Here is a 16,311-nt window from a genome sequence, read left to right as displayed (position 1 = left end):
AGGCTACCTATCTGACCGCACAGGCTTTCAGCCGAAACGCTCCAGTTGCATTTCCTGCAAGCGGCTCAGGGTGCGTCGGAAGGCGAAGGCCAGATAGCCTTCGGTATACAGCGCCTCCAGCGGCACGGCGGCTTCCACGTACAGCGGCACGCGACGGTCGTAGCACTCGTCCACCAGGGCGATGAAGCGCCGCACCGCATTATCGTGAATCGACAGCGCTGGCAGCTGGCGGTCGCCGGCTTCCACCCGTTCAGCGGCGTCTTCGGTGCCGCGGGCAATCCTTGCCGGGCGCTGCTGCGCGCTGAGGGCCGGTACATCGCCCAGCACGATGGCCTTGAAACGGTCACAGAGCAGAATGAAGTCCCCGGTCGCCAGCGGTTGCTCGCAAAGCTGGTCGAACCCGCCGTGCAGCACCCGTTCGCTGTGGTCGTGCACGGTGATCCGACGATGGCCGACCTGCAGCGGCTCGTGGCTGACCGGCTCGCCCTGGCGCAGTGCTGCCAGCAGCCCGGGCAGGGCGCTCGGCTGGCCGGCCTGGCGCAGCCAATAGCGCTGGTGCCCTTGGCCGGGGTGCTGGCGATGATCCTGGCTGCCGTCCACCGCCACCACCTGCATGTGCTGCAGCAGGGCGTCGATGGCGGGCAGGAAGCGCTCGCGGTTATGGCCGCCGGCGTACAACTGCTCCGGCGGCTGGTTGGAGGTGGCGACCAGCACCACGCCCTCGTCGAACAGCGAACGAAACAGCCGCCCGAGCAGCATGGCGTCGCCGATATCGCTGACGAACAGCTCGTCGAAGCACAGCACGCGAATCTCCGCCGCCAGTTCCCGGGCCAGCACCTGCAGGGGCTCGGCGGTGCCGGTCAGCTCGAACAGGCGGCGGTGCACCCAGCCCATGAAGTGATGGAAGTGCTGGCGCCGGGCGGGCACCTGCAGCGCCCCATGGAAACTGTCCATCAGCCAGGTCTTGCCACGCCCCACCGGCCCCCAGAGATAGACGCCCTGGGGCAAGTCACCGCGCTGCAGGGCTTCGTAGCAGCGCTGCAATTGTTCGGCCGCGTGCTGCTGGGCGGCATCACTGACGAAGCCCTGCTGTTCGACGGCCAAGCGGTACGCCTCGAGCGGCGTGCGGGTGTGGATGTTCATGCGTCGGGCGCCTGGAAGATGGCTTCGATAGGGCGTTCGAACAGCCGAGCGATCTTGAAGGCCAACGGCAGGCTGGGGTCGTAGCGGCCGGTTTCGATGGCATTCACCGTCTGCCGGGAGACGCCCAGGCGTTCACCCAGCTCCGCCTGGGACCAACCCTGGCCATTGCGCAACTCGCGCACCTGGTTGATCACCGGTAACGCCTCCAGCCCAGCCACGCGCCAAAGCCCCACAGGGCGGCGAGCAGTGGCCACACGAAGAACATCGACAGGCGCGGAAAACCGGCGGTTTCCAGAAAGCCATAGCTGAAGGTGATCAGTGCCGTGCCGACGAACGCCAGCGCCAGGGCCTCCAGGTGAATCGTCCGGGCCAGTTCGTCGAGCTGACGGATCTGGCGAATCACGGTAATCGCCACGACGATCATCGGTACGATGGGGATCAGTGCACACAGCGTCCGCAAGATCCCCTCGGGTAAGAGCGCCTGGGTCAGGCTGCTGACGGCCACGGCTGTGATATAGGCGGTTATCGCCAGGCAGAAGTGGATAGCGAAACGTTTGGAGTCGGTCATGGCGCTGCACCGGAAATGGAAAGTGTGCTTTACATTATGACGGTGCGCTCGCTTGGTCAAGTAAGCTTTACATTCAAGCTCGTGATGAGCTCACGTCCCTTGGCCCAGCGTGCCGACGAGTACCCGCCGCGCCTGCCGATGACGACGTGAGAGCAGGTTCATCGGCCGCCCACGGTTTCTATAGCCAGTCCGGGTCTCAGGACACCGGGCGTAGTGAGTGGGACGGACAAGGCCGACCGTTTCCGCTGATCCATATGGCGTATCGAGGCTCGCAAGCCTGAATCTATATAACTGTTATAAGCAAATGCTTACTCGGTATATGTCCTTTATGTTCAAGTAGTTATCCTGCGCGCCTGACAAATGAGCCGACGACGGCAATTGGGGCAGGTATGGATTTTGGTGGCTTGGGCTTCGTCATCGCGGGGCTGGTAGTAGGCTTTATCGTGGGCATGACGGGCGTGGGCGGCGGCTCGCTGATGACGCCCATTCTGCTGTGGTTCGGCATCAACCCGGCAGCGGCGGTCGGCACCGACCTGCTGTATGCGGCGATCACCAAGGCTGGTGGGGTTTTCGTCCACCAGCGCAATCGCAATATCGACTGGTCGGTGACCGCCTGGTTGGCGGCGGGCAGCGTGCCGGCAGCCTTGTTGACGCTGCTGGCGCTGACTCTGCTGCCGGGCGATCAGCATGCCACCAACGCCTTGATCAAGCATTCTCTGGGTATCGTGCTGCTGCTCACGGCCACGGCGATCCTGTTCAAAAAACAGCTGTTCGCCTTCGCCAGCCGCCATGCCGGCGATGGCTTTCACTTCAGCCCGGGGCGGCTCAACGCGTTGACGGTCGTGGTCGGCCTGGTGCTCGGCTTCATGGTCACCCTGACTTCCATTGGCGCCGGCGCCCTGGGCACCGTGGCGCTGTTCCTGCTCTATCCGCTGATGCCCACGCGCCGCCTGGTGGGCACCGAAATCGCCCACGCCGTGCCGCTGACCCTGGTGGCGGGCCTTGGCCATGCCGGGCTCGGCAATCTGGACTGGGGCGTGCTGGGCTACCTGCTGCTGGGCTCGCTGCCGGGCATTTTCTTCGGCAGCCACCTGTCCGGGCGTGTATCGGACAACGTGCTGCGCCCGTTCCTGGCGATCATGCTGATGGTGATCGGCTTCAAGCTGGCGTTCTGATCACCGCAACCTGAGCGGCCCGTGGTGCGGCCATGGGTAACTGCGTTGCCTTCGTGGCAGCGCAGGGCGTCATCAGGGCTTTCACTTCGATAGCAAGGCGGTTGGTTATGGCTAGCAGCATCTGATATCTCGCGCTGTTTGCTGCACAGGTGTTCGTCGAAACTGCCCAGCCCCGTTCGCTGGACGCGCATTGGCATAGCGCTAGCGAAGCATGTTTACCCGACTCACGTGGCTGACGGATAATGCGCCGGTGCAAGCGTTCGTGGCGGGCCATCTTGGCGCGTCGACGTGGGATCAGAGGACCAGATGGCAGCGAAGACCGTCACCAGCAAGCAAGCTGAAGTGCAGCGCATCGTCGATGTGTTGTTCAAGGCTATCGCTCAGCATCGCTTGCCACCCGGAACGCGCCTGATCGAAGCGCAGATCGTCGAGACCCTGCAGGCCAATCGCAATCATGTTCAGGCGGCGCTGCAACGTTTGGCCTTGCAGCGGGTCGTGACCATCGAGCCGAACCGCGGCGCCATGGTCGCTCAGCCCAGCGCCAAGGAGGCGCGGGAGATATTCGCGGCGAGGCGCGCCATCGAGCGGGCCATCGTCGAAAGCATCACGCCGGCGATCATGCACAAGCAGCGTCAGCGGGTGGCTACTCACATGAGCAACGAGCGCAAGGCCACCAGTGCTACCGATCGGCGCGCCATCGTTCGCGAGCTGAGCGAGTTTCACCTGATGCTCGGCGAGATCAGCGGCAACTCGGTGCTCAGCGAGATCCTCGCCAACCTGATGGTGCGCAGCTCACTGATCGTCGCCCTTTACCAGCGCAATGACGTGCCGTCCTGCGCCTCGGACGAACACCAGCAGATCATCACCGCGCTGGAGAAGGGCGACCATGCGCAGGCTGCTGCGGTGATGCTCGAACACCTGGACGAACTCGAAGCCCAGCTGGACCTGGATGATCAGGCCGAGCCCGAGATCAACCTGCGCCAGGCCCTGGCGGGGCTGTAACGCGATAACTCATGGATCTGCCATAAATGTGTGCGCTACTGGTGAGACTCAGAGCGCCATTTCCCGCCTGAACACCTCCAGGGTATGGGCCTTGACCCGCACGAACTCCGGATGGCTCATGATCTCCGCACCCCGTGGGCGGGGCAGGTCGAACCTGACGATTTCGGCAACCCGGGTGGGGCGTCGGGTCAGCAACAGGATCTCATCGGCCAGAAATACCGCGTCTTCCAGATCATGGGAGACGATCAGCATGGTGACGCCGGTCGCCAGTTGTACCTCCTGCAATTTGTCGCGGATGAACAAGGTCATCTCGAAATCCAGCGCGGAAAACGGCTCGTCGAGGAACATCACTTCCGGGCGCGGCGCCAGTGCCCGCATGATGCACACGGTCTGCTGCTGGCCGCCGGAAAGCTCGTAGGGGTAACGGTCGAGATCGAAGCGGATATCGAACATCTGCGTGAGTTCCTCGACGCGTGCGTTCACATCCGCCTTGCTCATGCCCTGGCGAACCAGCGGATAGGCGATATTGGCGCGGGCACTCATCCACGGGAACAACGCATCGCGATAGTTTTGGAACACGTAGCCGATCGTGGTCTGGGCGAGCGTCTTGCCATCGAACAGAATCTCGCCTTTGTCCATCGGCAGCAGCCCGGCGATCATGTTCATCAGGGTCGACTTGCCGCAGCCGTTGGGCCCGAAGGTCGAGACGATCTTGCCGCGCGGCAGGTCGAGGTTCAGGTCGGTGTACAACGGCTGGCCGGCAAAGGCCTTGCTCAGGCCGCGAATGGTGACATGGGTATCGGCGCGCGGTGTGCTGCCGGGTGCCGGTGAGGTGGCAAGAGTGTGGGCGAGGGAAAGCGCGTGCGTCATGCCTGGCTACTCCAGTGGACGGTTTTTTTCTCGATGAGCAGGAACGCCAGGTTGAGCAGATAGCCCAGGGCGCCGGTGATCAGGATCGAGGCGTACATGTCCTTGATGTTGAAGACCTGCTGGGCATCGATGATCCGGTGGCCCAGGCCGTTCTCCGAGCCGATGAACATTTCCGCGACGATCACGATGACCAGGGCGATGGACACCCCGGTACGCAAGCCGACGAAGGTCTGCGCGAGGCTTTCCATCAACAGGATGTCCTTGAAAATGTGCCAGCGCGAAATGCCCATCACCTTGGCGGCCATCAGCCGGGTTTTCTTGGCGTTCATCACGCCGTAGGCGCTGTTGAACAGAATCACCAGCACGGCGGCGAAGGCGGCGATGGCGATCTTGTTCGCATCGCTGATGCCGAAGATCAGCATGAACAGCGGGATCAGCGCCGAGGAGGGCGTCGAGCGAAAGAAGTCGATCAGGAACTCAAGGCTGCGGTAGACCTTTTCGCTGCTGCCCAGAATGACCCCCAGGGGCACGCCCACCGCAGCCGCGAAGGCGAACGCGGCCAACGTGCGGTAAAGGGTCGAGGCAATGTCGGTGCGCATGGACGATTCGCTGAACGACTGGAACATGAAACCCAGGGTTTCGAGCGGCGAGGGCAGCAGCACCGGATTCAGCCACTGTGCGCTGACGGCCAGCTGCCATAACGCGAATAGCAGCAGCGGGCCGATCAGCGGCAGCAGGCGCGAGGACCAGGGTGATGTCATGGCGATTCTCCTCAGCCCTGATAGATCAGCGCAGCCACGTCGATCGGTTTGCTGAAGATGTTCCGCTCGGTGAACACGTCATAGAACTTCTGGAACCACTGCAGGTTGTCGCCTTGCAGTTCGGAGTACATGACGAAGCCCGGCAGTGGCACCTCGTTGACCAGATCCGCTTCGATGCTGGTGTAGCCGACGATGTTCTTGCGTGCCTGCTCCGGCTGCACGGCGATGAATTCCACGGCCTTCTGGTAGGCGGCGATGAAGGCCTTCGCCTGCTCCGGTTTGCGCTCGATGAAGCTGCTGTTCAGCGCCGCCGCACCACCGAACCAGGGCGCATCGGCATTGCCGAGCACGTACTTGGAGATGACGCCGGTTTCCAGGGTGCGCGACAGGTTCTTCATGCGCCCCACGGTGCCGGTCGGCTCCAGGGTGTAGACCCCGTCGATCTGGCCGGCCGCCAGGGCTGGTGCGTGCTGGCCGACGGGGAGTTCGATGACCGACGGGTCGGAGAAGCCATTTTTCTCCAGAATGATCTTGGCCATGGTGACGTTCTGGATGCCGGGGCCGCAGGCGATCTTCTTGCCTTGCAGATCGCCGATGCTTTGCGCGGTGCTGTTGAGCGGCACCAGAAACTCATCCAGAACCAGGCGGTGGTTCGACGGGTTGGAGCAGATGATCTTGAACAGCCCCGGCATGGTGATCGCGCCGAGGCCGAGCGCGCCGGTCGCTGTGCCGTTGGCGCAACCGTGAATGCGACCGGTGATCATGCCTTCGACGATTTGCTGCGGGCTGGAGAACTTGACGCCTTTGACGTTCAGCCCAGCGTCCTTGAAGAAGCCCTGTTCCAGGCCGACATACAGCGGAAGACCGCCGACGATGGGCCAGTAACCGATACGAATTTCCTCGTCATCGGCGAACGCGCCTGCAGGAAGCAGGCTGCCGAGCGTCAGCGCGCTTCCCGTCACGCCCAGCCACTTCAGCAACTGGCGACGATCCAGCTGGAGACAACGATTTTCAGGTTTGCGGTCTTTCATCGGTTTTCCCTGTTTCAGATGTGGCGTATGCAGAGCTGCAAGCACGTGCCGTTCCAGGTTGATAAAGTCATTGAATTCAGTGGCTTGGGTATTTTCCGTGACGTAATCACGGCGATATCTGCGCAGCGCGGATAAACAGGCCCCAGGTTGGCGCACGAGCCCCGGTTGCCGACCCTGTCACCTTCACGATGGGCGCCGTCATGGTTTGAACAGCCGTGCCTGGGCGCGCTCGAAGGTCTTGCGGCCGGCCTTGTAGCCCATCAGCGGTGGGCTGATCTCAGCCACCACGGCGGCCGGCGACGGCGCATCGAATACGATGAAGTCGGCGCGGCAGCCGGGCGTCAGGCCATAGTCGGGCAGGCGCAGCAGGCGGGCCGACTCACTCGACACCCAGCTCAGGCAGCGCAGCAGTTCGGCCTCGGTAGCCAGTTGGCTGACGTTGGCGAACAGGTTGGCCTGGCGCACCAGCGAGGCGTCTCCATACGGGGTGAAGGGGTTGCCGATATTGTTGGTCGACAGCGAACAGGTCACGCCACAGGCGTGCAGGTGCTGCAACGGCGCCAGGCCGCGTGGCCGGTTGTGGAAGTGCTCGCGGCCGGTGAGGAACAGATCGGTACTCGGCAGGCAGGTGACCTGCACGCCGGCCTCGGCCAGCGACTGGGCGACCGCCAGCAGAGTCTCCCTGGGCAAGGTCGACAGCTTGGTGACATGGCCGATGGTCACCCGGCCACCCCAGCCGTGCTGATGGGTGCAGCGGATCACCTCGCCGATGGTCATGCCTTCGGGATTGAGATCGAAATCCAGGTGGAAATCCAGGTCGCGGTCGAATGCCACCGCCAGTTCGAACAGCCGACGGATTTGTGCGTCGGGTGCCGCGTCGGTATACGGGCAGCCGCCAAGTACCTCGGCACCCAAGGCCAGCGCCTCGCACAGCAGGGCTTCGGTGCCGGGGTTGTTGAGCAGTCCCTCCTGGGGGAATACGCAGATTTCCAGGCTGATGGCCCAGGCGTAATCGGCCTGCAGGCGGCGCACCGCATTGAAGCCGGTCAGGCCGATCTGCGGGTCGATCTCGACGTGGGTACGCATGTGCGTGGTGCCCTGGATGATGGCCTTGTCGAGCACCTGAGCACCGCGTTGGTAAACGTCCGCTTCGGTGAACTCGGCCTTGGCCGAGCGGGTCTGGGCGATGGCCTCGGCCAGGGTGCCTTCGCTCAGCTGGCAGCGCTGCATGATGCAGGCCTTGTCCAGATGGATATGGGTTTCCACCAGGCCGGGCAGCAGCAGCTTGCCCTGCAGGTCGAGGATCTCGGCGCCGGCACCTGGCGCACTGACGAAGCGGCCGTCTTCCACGTACAGGGTCTCAAGTGCCGTGGCATCGGCGCCGAGGCGGGCATTGATGAGGGTCAGTGCGCTCATGCTGCGGCGCCTCCCAGATAAGCCGCTTCCAGTTCCGGGTCACCGCGTAGCGCTTCGGCGCTGCCGGATTTGACGATGCGTCCGGTTTCCAGCACGTAGGCGCGATCAGCCACCTGCAGGGCGAGGTTGGCCATCTGGTCGACCAGCAGCAGGGTCACGCCTTCGTCGCGCAGGGCGGCCAGGGCGTCGTACAGCTCGCCGATCATGGCGGGCGACAGGCCCAGGGAAGGCTCGTCGAGCAGCAGGATCTTCGGTTTGGCCATCAGCCCGCGGCCGATCGCCACCATCTGCTGCTCACCGCCGGAGAGCAGGCCGGCCGGGCTGTCGATGCGATCACGCAGGCGCGGGAAGCGCCGCAGGATGCTGTCGATTTCCGCCTCGGTATCGAAGGCTTCCTTGCGCGAGTAGCCGCCGAGCAGCAGGTTGTCACGCACGCTGAGTTGCGCGAACACCTGACGGCCCTCCGGTACCAGGGCCAGGCCCTGGGCGGCAATGGCGCTGGCGTCGGCGTGCTCGATGCTCTCGTCGTCGAGCAGAATGCTGCCGCCACTGGCTCTGTGCAGCCCGGCCAGGCACTGCAGGATGCTCGACTTGCCGGCTCCGTTGGCGCCCAGGATGGCGATCAGCTCGCCAGGGTTGACCACGATATTGACCTTGTCGACCACCGGTGCGGCGCCGTAGTCGATCACCAGATCCTTGATGTACAGACGAGCATTGCGCGAGCCATCCCAGGCCTCGGCCCGCGGTGTGGCCTGATAGCGGGTGCCGCCCAGGTAAGCGGCGATCACCCGTTCGTCCTTGCGCACGTCCTCCGGTACGCCCCAGGCGATGGGCTTGCCAGCGTCGAGCACCAGCAGGCGCTCGGACACGGCCATCACCAGGCCCATATCGTGTTCGACCAGGATGACGGCGATACCAAACCCGGCCAGGGTTCTGAACAGGCCCGCCAGGCGATCGGTGTCGCTGCGGCTGAGCCCGGCAGCCGGCTCGTCGAGCAGCAGCACGCGTGGGCAGGTGGCCAGGGCGCGGGCGATTTCCACCAGGCGCCGGTCGACGTGGGCCAGGTCATCGGCCGGGGTGTTCACCGAACCGCCATAACCGACCAGCGTCAGCAATTGCAGCGCCAATTGGCGCCGGGTTTCGCTGGCGCACTTCAAGGGCAGGCCGAGACGACCCTGCTGCATGGCCACCAGCAAATTCTCCAGCACCGACAGTTCGCCGAACAGCTGGGTAGTCTGGTAGGTGCGGGCGATGCCGGCGCGGGCGATCTTCCAGGCCGGCAGGCCGGCCAGGGGGCGGCCCAGGTCGATACTGCCGCTATCGGGTGCGTAGAAGCCGCTGATCATGTTCAGCACCGTGGTCTTGCCCGCGCCATTGGGGCCGATGATGCTGGTGATGCTGCCCGCCGGTGCGTGCAGGCTGACGTGTTGCGCCGCCTGCACGCCGCCGAAGCGAATGCCGATGTCCTTGACCTGCAGGCCTTCTGGGGCGGCGTTGTCCTGCTGGAAAAAGGCGCTCAGTTGCGCCTGATCGAAAGTCGCCGGGGCGGCCAGGTGGGCAGGTCGCAGCCACAGGCTGGCCAGGGTGCCGAGCAGCCCTCGCGGTGCAGCCCAGAGCACGCAGAGCAGTAGCACCGAGAAGATCAGCAGGCGGTATTCGGCGAAATCCGAGAGCATCTCCGGCAGCAGCACGATCAGCAGGGCGCCGAGCAGCGGGCCGAACAGGGTGCCGCTGCCGCCGACGATCACGGCCAGCACGAACAGGATCGATTGCGAGAAGGGGAACGAGGCCGGGTTGATGAACATCATCAGCGGCGCCACCAGAGAACCGGCCAGGCCAGTCAGCAGGGCGGACAGGGCGAAGGCCAGGGTCTTGGTCTGCACCGGGTTGAAGCCGAGGGAGCGGGCGGCGATCTCGGTGGATTTCACGGCGCGCATGGCCATGCCCCAGCCACTGCGACGCAGGCGCTGGAACAGCGCCAGGGCGGCAATCATCAGGGCGGTGGCGATCAGGGCCAGGCTCACGCTTGGATCGAGGCTGCCGATTTCCGGCATGGGAATGCCCATCAGGCCGTTGGCCCCGCCGGTCAGCGAGCGCCATTCGATCAAACCGTGGTGGACCACCAGGGCGAAGGCGATGGTGATCATCGCCAGGTACGGGCCGCTGACGCGCAGGGCCGGAATCGCCAGCAACGCGCCGATGGCCGCGCAGGCCAGGCCGGCGGCGATCATTGCCAGGCCCAGGGGCAGGCCGGCCATGGTCAGCAGCGCGGACACATAGGCGCCGATGGCGTAGAAGGCAATGTGGCCGAAAGAGATCTGCCCGCTCAGGCCGATCAGAATGTTCAGGCCCACGCCAACCACCACGGCCAGCGCGCAGAAGGTGAAGACCAGCAGCGAGTAGCTGTCGAGCAGCAGCGTGGCGGCAATGCAGGCCAGCGTCAGCAGGGCCAGGGAAGCGGGAGCGAACAGCGAATTCTTCAGGGTCATACTTTCACCAGGGTCTTGCTGCCGAACAGGCCATTGGGGCGCAGCGCCAGGGCCAGGATGACCAGTGCGAAGGTGAACAACTGGGTGAAGGCCGAGCCGAAATAGAGGGTCACCAGCGCCTCGACCAACCCGAACAGCAGGCCGGCGGCGAATACCCCGCCAGCGCTGGCGATGCCGCCGAGAATCGCCACGGCGAAGGCCTTGAGGCCGAACAGCAGGCCCATCTCGGCATTCACGCTGAACAGTGGCGCGATCAACAGGCCGGCGATGGCGGCGAACACGGTCGACACCGCAAAGGCCACGGCCACCACCCGGTTGACGCGGATGCCCATCAGCATCGCCGCCCTGGGGTTCTGCACGCAGGCTTCCAGCACCTTGCCCAGGCGGGTATGGCGGCGTACCAGAAACAACGCCAGGGCGATGCCGCCGCCTACCAGCGGAATCAGCAGTTGCAACACGCCGACGTTGTTGCCCAGCAGTTCCAGATGCTGATTGGCCAGCGCCGAGGTGAACTGCCGTGGCTCCTTGCCAAAGGTGAACAGCGCCAGGTTGTCGACCAGGATGCCCGCCGCCACCGTCGCCATCAGCCAGGCTTCGGAGCCGCGCGAATGGAAGGGGCGAACCAGAAAACGCTCGATGATCAGCCCATACAGGGCGCACAGCGCCAGGGTGGCCGGAACCGCCAGCCACAGCGGCCAGCCCCAGGTGATGTGGAAGCTGTAGCCGAGCACGGCGCCGACCATCATGGCGCTGCCCTGGGCGAAGTTGACCGTACGTGACACCACGTAGGTGATGTGGAAGCCCAGGGCCAACAGGGCATACATGCTGCCCAATCCAAGCCCGGTGATGATGGCGGCGGTGATCATGTCGATAATCCTCCGGGCGCGCCGCAAGGGCTCGCCCGTTCACGGCGTCAGGGGGCGAGCGGGACGATGCGGCCGTCGACGAAATGGGTGAAGACGTAGTCGTCCGGGCCCAGGGCGTCGTGCTTGGTCGGGGTGAAGGGCTGGGTGTAGTCCTTGATCAGGCCCTGGTAGCTGTCGATTGCATAGAAGCCATCGCGAACCTTGCTGCCTTGGGTGTCGCCGGCCTTTTCGATGGCCGCGGCGGCCAGGTGCATGGCGTCGTAGGCATTGGCGATTCCTACTGCCGGGGTCACGTCGGCCAGGCTCTTGATCTCCGGAAAGCGCTGTTTGAGGGCCGCCAGCACGCTGTCACCCCTGGCGCTGTTGTTCTCGGTGAACACGTAGGTCTGGATGAAGTGCACGCGGCTGGCGTTGGGGCCGGCCAGCTCGCTGAAGCGACCGCCTGCCGGGCCCCAGTGGGAAACCACCGGCACGTCCCAGCCCATGCGATCGAGGGACTTGACCACCTGGGCCGAGGGTCCGACGTTGCCGACCATCAGCAGGGTGTCGGTGCCGGCATTCTTCAGGCGGGTGAGTTGCGGCACCACATCGAGGTCGCTGTCTTCGATGCGCTCGATGCCGGCGTAATCCATGCCGCGTTTGGCGAGGGCATCCTTGAAGCCGAGTTCGTTGGATTCGCCCCAGGGATTGTTGATCAGGATCATCCCTGGCTTCTTCATGCCTTTGTTCACGCCGTACTCGACCAATGCTTCGTCGACCAGCTCGTCCACCGCCGAGACGCGAAATACGTAATTGTCCTTCGCAGCGTTCTCGGTGATCTTGGTGCCAGCAGCCCAGATGCCCATGAACGGCACCTTCAGTTGATTGGCCAATGGCACGATGGCCAGGGAAACCGGGGTGTCGAGGCCACCGAACAACACGGCGACCTTTTCCCGCTGCGCCAGTTCGCGGGCGGCCAGCATGCCTTTGGCCGGGTTGCTTTCATCATCGCGACGAATCAATTGCACCGGGCGGCCGAGGATGCCGCCCTTGGCGTTGATTTCGTCTATCGCCACCATCAAGCCGCGGGTCAGTGCCTCGCCGGATTTCGCCGACTGCCCGGACAGGGCGGCCACCAGCCCGACCTTGATCGGCTCCTCGGCGAGTACCGTAGCGCTCAGCGCCATGGCCAGGCTGGCGGCCGCCGCGCAAGGTAGCAGGCGGCGTAGTGGAGGTAACAGTTTGCGCATGACCTTTCTCCTGATTGCTAGCATTTGTATATAATTTGCTAGCAAGCCTGGTGCCATAACGCGCAGACTGGTTCTGCCGGGGTTGTCCCGCACAGATCAGGGCAGATATGCACGAATAGCGCGCATGTTGCACCACATCCAGGCACGAAAGTTGTCTCGGCAAATCAATAGAGCAGGAGAGCAATTCATGAGCGATATGAATGAAGCGGTGCAGATTGTTAGCGATTTTCTAGCGGCCTCCATGGCGCCGGATCCCGTCAAGGCCGCCACCTACATGAGCGATGACGTGCGCATCACCTTCACTGGCGGGCGGCACATGCCCACGCCCCAGGACATCACCGCCTTCAACGGCTCGCGTTACGCCTGGGTGAAAAAGGCCCTCGGTCAGTTCGACTGGACCGAGCGTGACGACCACACCGTCGTCTATTCGAACGGCACGCTGTATGGCGAGTGGCCGGATGGCAGCAGTTTTTCCGGTAACCGCTATCTGGATCGTTTCGAAGTGCGCAGCGGCAAGATCACTCGCATGGACGTCTGGAATGACAGCGCCGAGTGGCTGTTGGCTCCCGAGATCGCCAGGGCCTGACCGTACCGTTGGCTGGTGCCTGCCCGGCTGAATCAGTGTCGTTCGGCTAATGCCTTCTGGTAGACCGCCAAGTCATTAGCCGAAAAACAGCAGAACAGCGCCTCGTCGATGCCGGGATACCGCGCCAGTTCGGCCCGCACCGTGCTCACCGCGGTGCGAGCCGCCTGCTCGATGGGGTAGCCGAAGATACCGGTGCTGATGCTCGGAAAGGCGATGGAATGGGCGTCCACCTCGGCCGCCAGGCGCAGGGCGTTGCGGTAGCAGGCGATCAGCAACGCCTCTTCGCCGTGCTCGCCGCCACGCCAGACGGGCCCCACGGTGTGCACGATGAAACGCGCTGGCAATCGGTAGCCGCCGGTGCGCTTGGCCTCACCGGTCTTGCAGCCGCCGAGCAGGCGGCATTCGTGCAGCAGGTCGCTGCCGGCGGCACGATGGATGGCGCCATCCACGCCGCCGCCACCGAGCAGTGACGAGTTGGCGGCATTGACGATGGCATCGACTTCGAGCGTGGTGATATCCGCCTGGATGGCGCGTGTTCGTGCGGTCATTGACGTGGCTTTCTCTACTTGTCGATAGTGACGGCCATGAACCACTTGGGCTGCATGCGCCAGAAGTCGGTGCGCACGTTGTGCTTCAGGGCGCGCTTGGAGTCCAGCACGCGAGCTTGCCCGCCGTCGCGGGCGAACACCACCCAATGCCAGAACGGCCGGCCCTTTTCCAGGCGCCAGCGGATGGCCAGCAATGCGCGATCCGGCAAACGCTCCCAGCCCGGAAACGGCGCCGGTGCTTGGGCCTCGAGCCCTTGGGCGTGCAACAGTCGGGTCACGTACTCGGTGTCCGACCACAGCGCCTGGTCCTCGGCGTAAATGCCCAGCCCGTTGGCGATACGCCGGCTTTCGCTGTAGCTGACCTCAGTCAGCACCGCGCAGGCAGCGATGCCGCAACCCGAGGGTTGTTCCTGGATGACTGGGTCGATGGGGTAGGGCATTGGGCACTCCGTTTGCCATGGAATCTCAGGGGGGATTGGCGAATAATGCCGGCACTGGCCTTGCGCCGTCCATGACAGGATCCCGCCCGCCCATGAGCGCTACCCACCCACCTCTGGTGCTATCCATCCAGTCCCACGTTGCCCTCGGCCATGTCGGCAACGATGCCGCCGTGTTCCCGCTGCAGCGCCTGGGCTTCGAAGTGTTGCCGGTGCACACGGTGCAGTTTTCCAACCACACCGGCTACGGCCAGTTTCGCGGCCAGGTGTTCGATGCCGAGCACATTCGCGAGGTGCTCGCCGGCCTGCGTGATCGCGGCGCCTTGTCGCGGGTTTCAGCGGTGTTGTCCGGTTACCTGGGCGATGCGGCCATCGGCGCGGTGATTCTCGAGGCGGTGGACGAGATCCGCCGCGACAATCCCGGCGTGCGCTACCTCTGCGACCCGGTGATGGGCGACGTCGGGCGTGGCGTGTTCGTCAATGCGGCGATCCCCGATTTCCTGCGTAACCTGGCGATTCCTTGCGCCAACATCATCACCCCCAACCAGTTCGAGTTCGAGTTGCTCACCGGCAGCAAGCTGGGCAGCGTCGACGAGGCGGTGCGGGTGGCGCGTCAGTCGCGCGGTCGCGGGCCGGACGTGGTGGTGATCACCAGCCTGGCCACGCCGGACATTCCCGCGGACCAGCTGTGCACCCTGGCGGTCAATGGCGAGGGCGCCTGGCTGGTGAATACGCCGCGCCTGGCGCTGCATCCACTGCCCAACGGCATGGGCGACGTGTTCTCGGCTACCCTGCTGGCGCGTTTGCTGTCCGGCCATGCTTTGCCCCAGGCCCTGGAACTGGCCACCGCCACGCTGTACGCCCTGGTCGGGGCCACCGCCGAAGGCTCGCGTGACCTGCCGCTGGTCAGCGCCCAGGAGCAGATCGTCCAGCCGGCGCAGCGTTATGCGGCCAGCGAAGTGGTATGCCAATGAGTGGTCGTGCCTGGTGTGCAGCCGCGCTGCTGCTGGCCAGTGCGCAGAGCCTGGCTTGTGAAGTGGACACCGGCGCTGCGTTTCGCGATGAGGTGCACGGCAATCTGGTGATACCGGTGCGAGTCGGGCCGGGTGAGCGTTGCGTGGTCCTCGACCATCTCACCGAGGAAGGGCGCAGGACGCGCCGCGAGCTGTGGATGCCGGTGGAGAAGCTGGGTAACAGCACACCCGAACTGGGGCGCTGGAAACGCGAGTATCAGGTCGACGGCGACGTGGCCAAGGTCGACCGTTTCGTCTACCTGGCGGGCGAAAAGCCGGGTGAGGATTCGGTGAAGTTCTCCTCCTTCCCGAACCAGCAGGAGCACCGGGCCGTCGAGTACCGCATTCGCATCGAGTGATGCGCCCCGCGTCTCAGCACTTGTAGGGGCTTTCACTCTTGAGCTCTTCACCACTTTGGACGTCACGGATGATGACCGTGGCATCCGGGTGGACCGAGCACATCGCGTTGCGCGCGCTGTAGATGCCACTCCCTTGGGCCGTCATGCTGATGTTCTGGGGCAGCGGCTTGCCAGTGGCATCCTGTAGCGAGAGTTGATAAGTGCCGGAAAGGGTCATGCAGCCGCAGAGCAGGGCGCCGACGCTCATCGATGCTATCAGGTTCTTCATGATGTTCATCCGCGAGCAGAGGCGGGCGCCGTGCGATTAGCTGCAGCGCCCGCGCATGGGGTTACTGGGAAATGGCCAGCTTCGAGTCACGTACGCCCTGCATGCCCTCGGTTTCGTCGACCATTTCGACACCCGCGCCGCCGACGAAAACGCCCATCTTGATGTACTGCCGAACGAAGTAGTTCTTGCCGCCCTCGGCTTGGAAGGTCAGGGCGTTGTCGCTGAACTCAGATTCGGTGGAGATCACGTGCTTGCCAGGTGCGATTTCCTTGTAGAAATAGACCTTGTTGGCAGTTTCGCCAAGTACCTTGCCGTCCAGCGAAACGCTTTTCTTCAATGCCTTGCCCGCGAAGCTGTTGCGGTAAATGTACAGGCCTGCCTTGCCAGCTGCGGGTGCGCTGAACTGCTTCATGGATGCGTCCTGCTCGGCCGGAGCCATGGGCACGGAAGAGCAGCCGGCCAGAACCAGAGAAGCGAGCAGCGCGGAGCCGAGCATCAGTTTTTTCAACACGATCATCATCCTTGTCGTTTTTTTCGGGGTGGGGTTGTC

General features: G+C 64.1%; 19 protein-coding genes and 1 pseudogene. 5 read left to right on the top strand and 15 right to left on the bottom strand.

What is annotated here, in order from left to right; all coding sequences use genetic code 11:
• Positions 1–27: 27 nt before the first annotated feature.
• From zapE to BVH06_RS05115, 3 genes are read right to left on the bottom strand one after another with little or no spacing between them, the layout of a single operon-like run.
• Positions 28–1,143 (bottom strand): cell division protein ZapE, encoded by a 1,116-nt coding sequence (zapE, locus tag BVH06_RS05125; protein ID WP_075933429.1) that lies wholly within the window; start codon positions 1,141–1,143, stop codon positions 28–30.
• Positions 1,140–1,337 carry a helix-turn-helix transcriptional regulator gene (locus BVH06_RS05120; protein WP_027904667.1) on the bottom strand — a complete coding sequence of 66 codons (198 nt, stop codon included), beginning with the start codon at positions 1,335–1,337 and terminating at the stop codon, positions 1,140–1,142. The genes zapE and BVH06_RS05120 overlap by 4 nt, the downstream gene beginning before the upstream one ends.
• Positions 1,334–1,711 carry a hypothetical protein gene (locus BVH06_RS05115; protein ID WP_075931919.1) on the bottom strand — a complete coding sequence of 126 codons (378 nt, stop codon included), beginning with the start codon at positions 1,709–1,711 and terminating at the stop codon, positions 1,334–1,336. Before BVH06_RS05115 ends, BVH06_RS05120 begins: the two co-directional genes overlap by 4 nt.
• A 389-nt stretch (positions 1,712–2,100) precedes the next feature.
• Between BVH06_RS05115 and BVH06_RS05105 the strand changes: the two genes are divergently transcribed.
• On the top strand, positions 2,101–2,886 hold the full coding sequence (locus tag BVH06_RS05105) for a sulfite exporter TauE/SafE family protein (protein ID WP_075933428.1): 786 nt from the start codon (positions 2,101–2,103) through the stop codon (positions 2,884–2,886).
• A gap of 306 nt (positions 2,887–3,192) precedes the next feature.
• Complete coding sequence (locus tag BVH06_RS05100) at positions 3,193–3,888, top strand: GntR family transcriptional regulator (RefSeq protein ID WP_075931914.1); 696 nt, start codon at positions 3,193–3,195, stop codon at positions 3,886–3,888.
• A gap of 48 nt (positions 3,889–3,936) precedes the next feature.
• On the opposite strand, the gene BVH06_RS05095 is transcribed toward BVH06_RS05100, so the two are convergent.
• The 8 genes and pseudogenes from BVH06_RS05095 to BVH06_RS05065 form a co-directional block, all read right to left on the bottom strand.
• Positions 3,937–4,758, bottom strand: a complete 822-nt coding sequence (locus BVH06_RS05095) for an ABC transporter ATP-binding protein (RefSeq protein WP_075933427.1) — start codon at positions 4,756–4,758, stop codon at positions 3,937–3,939.
• Complete coding sequence (locus tag BVH06_RS05090) at positions 4,755–5,519, bottom strand: ABC transporter permease (protein ID WP_075931912.1); 765 nt, start codon at positions 5,517–5,519, stop codon at positions 4,755–4,757. The genes BVH06_RS05095 and BVH06_RS05090 overlap by 4 nt, the downstream gene beginning before the upstream one ends.
• Positions 5,520–5,530: 11 nt before the next feature.
• Positions 5,531–6,550: an ABC transporter substrate-binding protein gene (locus BVH06_RS05085; RefSeq protein WP_075933426.1), complete on the bottom strand. Its 1,020-nt coding sequence runs from the start codon at positions 6,548–6,550 to the stop codon at positions 5,531–5,533.
• Positions 6,551–6,748: 198 nt separating this feature from the next.
• The gene (locus BVH06_RS05080) at positions 6,749–7,966 is read right to left on the bottom strand and encodes an amidohydrolase family protein (protein ID WP_075933425.1); all 1,218 of its coding nucleotides are present in this window, start codon (positions 7,964–7,966) and stop codon (positions 6,749–6,751) included.
• Positions 7,963–8,673: an ABC transporter ATP-binding protein gene (locus BVH06_RS26000; RefSeq protein WP_256575135.1), complete on the bottom strand. Its 711-nt coding sequence runs from the start codon at positions 8,671–8,673 to the stop codon at positions 7,963–7,965. Before BVH06_RS26000 ends, BVH06_RS05080 begins: the two co-directional genes overlap by 4 nt.
• A gap of 63 nt (positions 8,674–8,736) precedes the next feature.
• A pseudogene (locus BVH06_RS05075) lies at positions 8,737–10,455 on the bottom strand (ATP-binding cassette domain-containing protein); the annotation flags it as partial.
• Positions 10,452–11,321, bottom strand: a complete 870-nt coding sequence (locus tag BVH06_RS05070; RefSeq protein WP_075933423.1) for a branched-chain amino acid ABC transporter permease — start codon at positions 11,319–11,321, stop codon at positions 10,452–10,454. The gene BVH06_RS05070 and the pseudogene BVH06_RS05075, both read right to left, overlap by 4 nt.
• Before the next feature lie 47 nt (positions 11,322–11,368).
• A complete protein-coding gene (locus tag BVH06_RS05065; protein WP_075933422.1) occupies positions 11,369–12,550 on the bottom strand; it encodes an ABC transporter substrate-binding protein in 1,182 nt (393 codons plus the stop codon).
• Positions 12,551–12,737: 187 nt separating this feature from the next.
• Here BVH06_RS05065 and BVH06_RS05060 point away from each other — a divergent pair, with 187 nt between their 5' ends.
• The gene (locus tag BVH06_RS05060) at positions 12,738–13,136 is read left to right on the top strand and encodes a nuclear transport factor 2 family protein (RefSeq protein ID WP_075933421.1); all 399 of its coding nucleotides are present in this window, start codon (positions 12,738–12,740) and stop codon (positions 13,134–13,136) included.
• Between the two features lie 32 nt (positions 13,137–13,168).
• Here BVH06_RS05060 and BVH06_RS05055 read toward each other — a convergent pair whose 3' ends face one another.
• Together BVH06_RS05055 and BVH06_RS05050 are read right to left on the bottom strand one after the other, a co-directional pair.
• Positions 13,169–13,684: an O-acetyl-ADP-ribose deacetylase gene (locus BVH06_RS05055; RefSeq protein ID WP_075933420.1), complete on the bottom strand. Its 516-nt coding sequence runs from the start codon at positions 13,682–13,684 to the stop codon at positions 13,169–13,171.
• 14 nt (positions 13,685–13,698) lie between these two features.
• A complete protein-coding gene (locus tag BVH06_RS05050) occupies positions 13,699–14,124 on the bottom strand; it encodes a hypothetical protein (RefSeq protein WP_075933419.1) in 426 nt (141 codons plus the stop codon).
• 92 nt (positions 14,125–14,216) lie between these two features.
• Between BVH06_RS05050 and pdxY the strand changes: the two genes are divergently transcribed.
• Both pdxY and BVH06_RS05040 read left to right on the top strand, forming a co-directional pair.
• A complete protein-coding gene (gene pdxY, locus BVH06_RS05045; protein ID WP_075933418.1) occupies positions 14,217–15,095 on the top strand; it encodes a pyridoxal kinase PdxY in 879 nt (292 codons plus the stop codon).
• Positions 15,092–15,493 (top strand): hypothetical protein, encoded by a 402-nt coding sequence (locus tag BVH06_RS05040; protein ID WP_075933417.1) that lies wholly within the window; start codon positions 15,092–15,094, stop codon positions 15,491–15,493. The genes pdxY and BVH06_RS05040 overlap by 4 nt, the downstream gene beginning before the upstream one ends.
• Before the next feature lie 13 nt (positions 15,494–15,506).
• On the opposite strand, the gene BVH06_RS05035 is transcribed toward BVH06_RS05040, so the two are convergent.
• Both BVH06_RS05035 and BVH06_RS05030 read right to left on the bottom strand, forming a co-directional pair.
• Positions 15,507–15,761 carry a hypothetical protein gene (locus tag BVH06_RS05035; protein WP_075932117.1) on the bottom strand — a complete coding sequence of 85 codons (255 nt, stop codon included), beginning with the start codon at positions 15,759–15,761 and terminating at the stop codon, positions 15,507–15,509.
• 61 nt (positions 15,762–15,822) lie between these two features.
• Complete coding sequence (locus BVH06_RS05030) at positions 15,823–16,278, bottom strand: DUF2846 domain-containing protein (protein WP_139315578.1); 456 nt, start codon at positions 16,276–16,278, stop codon at positions 15,823–15,825.
• Positions 16,279–16,311: the final 33 nt, after the last annotated feature.

The sequence above is a fragment of the Pseudomonas sp. PA27(2017) genome, from assembly GCF_001945445.1.
Taxonomy (GTDB): Bacteria; Pseudomonadota; Gammaproteobacteria; order Pseudomonadales; family Pseudomonadaceae; genus Aquipseudomonas.
Note: the sequence above shows the minus strand (reverse complement) of the source record. Positions and strands in the feature narration are given on the sequence as shown.

Coding starts and splice junctions, on each gene's coding strand:
- zapE (WP_075933429.1), bottom strand. CDS start 1,143: ATGAACATCCACACCCGCACGCCGCTCGAGGCGTACCGCTTGGCCGTC.
- BVH06_RS05115 (WP_075931919.1), bottom strand. CDS start 1,711: ATGACCGACTCCAAACGTTTCGCTATCCACTTCTGCCTGGCGATAACC.
- BVH06_RS05105 (WP_075933428.1), top strand. CDS start 2,101: ATGGATTTTGGTGGCTTGGGCTTCGTCATCGCGGGGCTGGTAGTAGGC.
- BVH06_RS05100 (WP_075931914.1), top strand. CDS start 3,193: ATGGCAGCGAAGACCGTCACCAGCAAGCAAGCTGAAGTGCAGCGCATC.
- BVH06_RS05095 (WP_075933427.1), bottom strand. CDS start 4,758: ATGACGCACGCGCTTTCCCTCGCCCACACTCTTGCCACCTCACCGGCA.
- BVH06_RS05090 (WP_075931912.1), bottom strand. CDS start 5,519: ATGACATCACCCTGGTCCTCGCGCCTGCTGCCGCTGATCGGCCCGCTG.
- BVH06_RS05085 (WP_075933426.1), bottom strand. CDS start 6,550: ATGAAAGACCGCAAACCTGAAAATCGTTGTCTCCAGCTGGATCGTCGC.
- BVH06_RS05080 (WP_075933425.1), bottom strand. CDS start 7,966: ATGAGCGCACTGACCCTCATCAATGCCCGCCTCGGCGCCGATGCCACG.
- BVH06_RS05070 (WP_075933423.1), bottom strand. CDS start 11,321: ATGATCACCGCCGCCATCATCACCGGGCTTGGATTGGGCAGCATGTAT.
- BVH06_RS05065 (WP_075933422.1), bottom strand. CDS start 12,550: ATGCGCAAACTGTTACCTCCACTACGCCGCCTGCTACCTTGCGCGGCG.
- BVH06_RS05060 (WP_075933421.1), top strand. CDS start 12,738: ATGAGCGATATGAATGAAGCGGTGCAGATTGTTAGCGATTTTCTAGCG.
- BVH06_RS05055 (WP_075933420.1), bottom strand. CDS start 13,684: ATGACCGCACGAACACGCGCCATCCAGGCGGATATCACCACGCTCGAA.
- BVH06_RS05050 (WP_075933419.1), bottom strand. CDS start 14,124: ATGCCCTACCCCATCGACCCAGTCATCCAGGAACAACCCTCGGGTTGC.
- pdxY (WP_075933418.1), top strand. CDS start 14,217: ATGAGCGCTACCCACCCACCTCTGGTGCTATCCATCCAGTCCCACGTT.
- BVH06_RS05040 (WP_075933417.1), top strand. CDS start 15,092: ATGAGTGGTCGTGCCTGGTGTGCAGCCGCGCTGCTGCTGGCCAGTGCG.
- BVH06_RS05035 (WP_075932117.1), bottom strand. CDS start 15,761: ATGAAGAACCTGATAGCATCGATGAGCGTCGGCGCCCTGCTCTGCGGC.
- BVH06_RS05030 (WP_139315578.1), bottom strand. CDS start 16,278: ATGATCGTGTTGAAAAAACTGATGCTCGGCTCCGCGCTGCTCGCTTCT.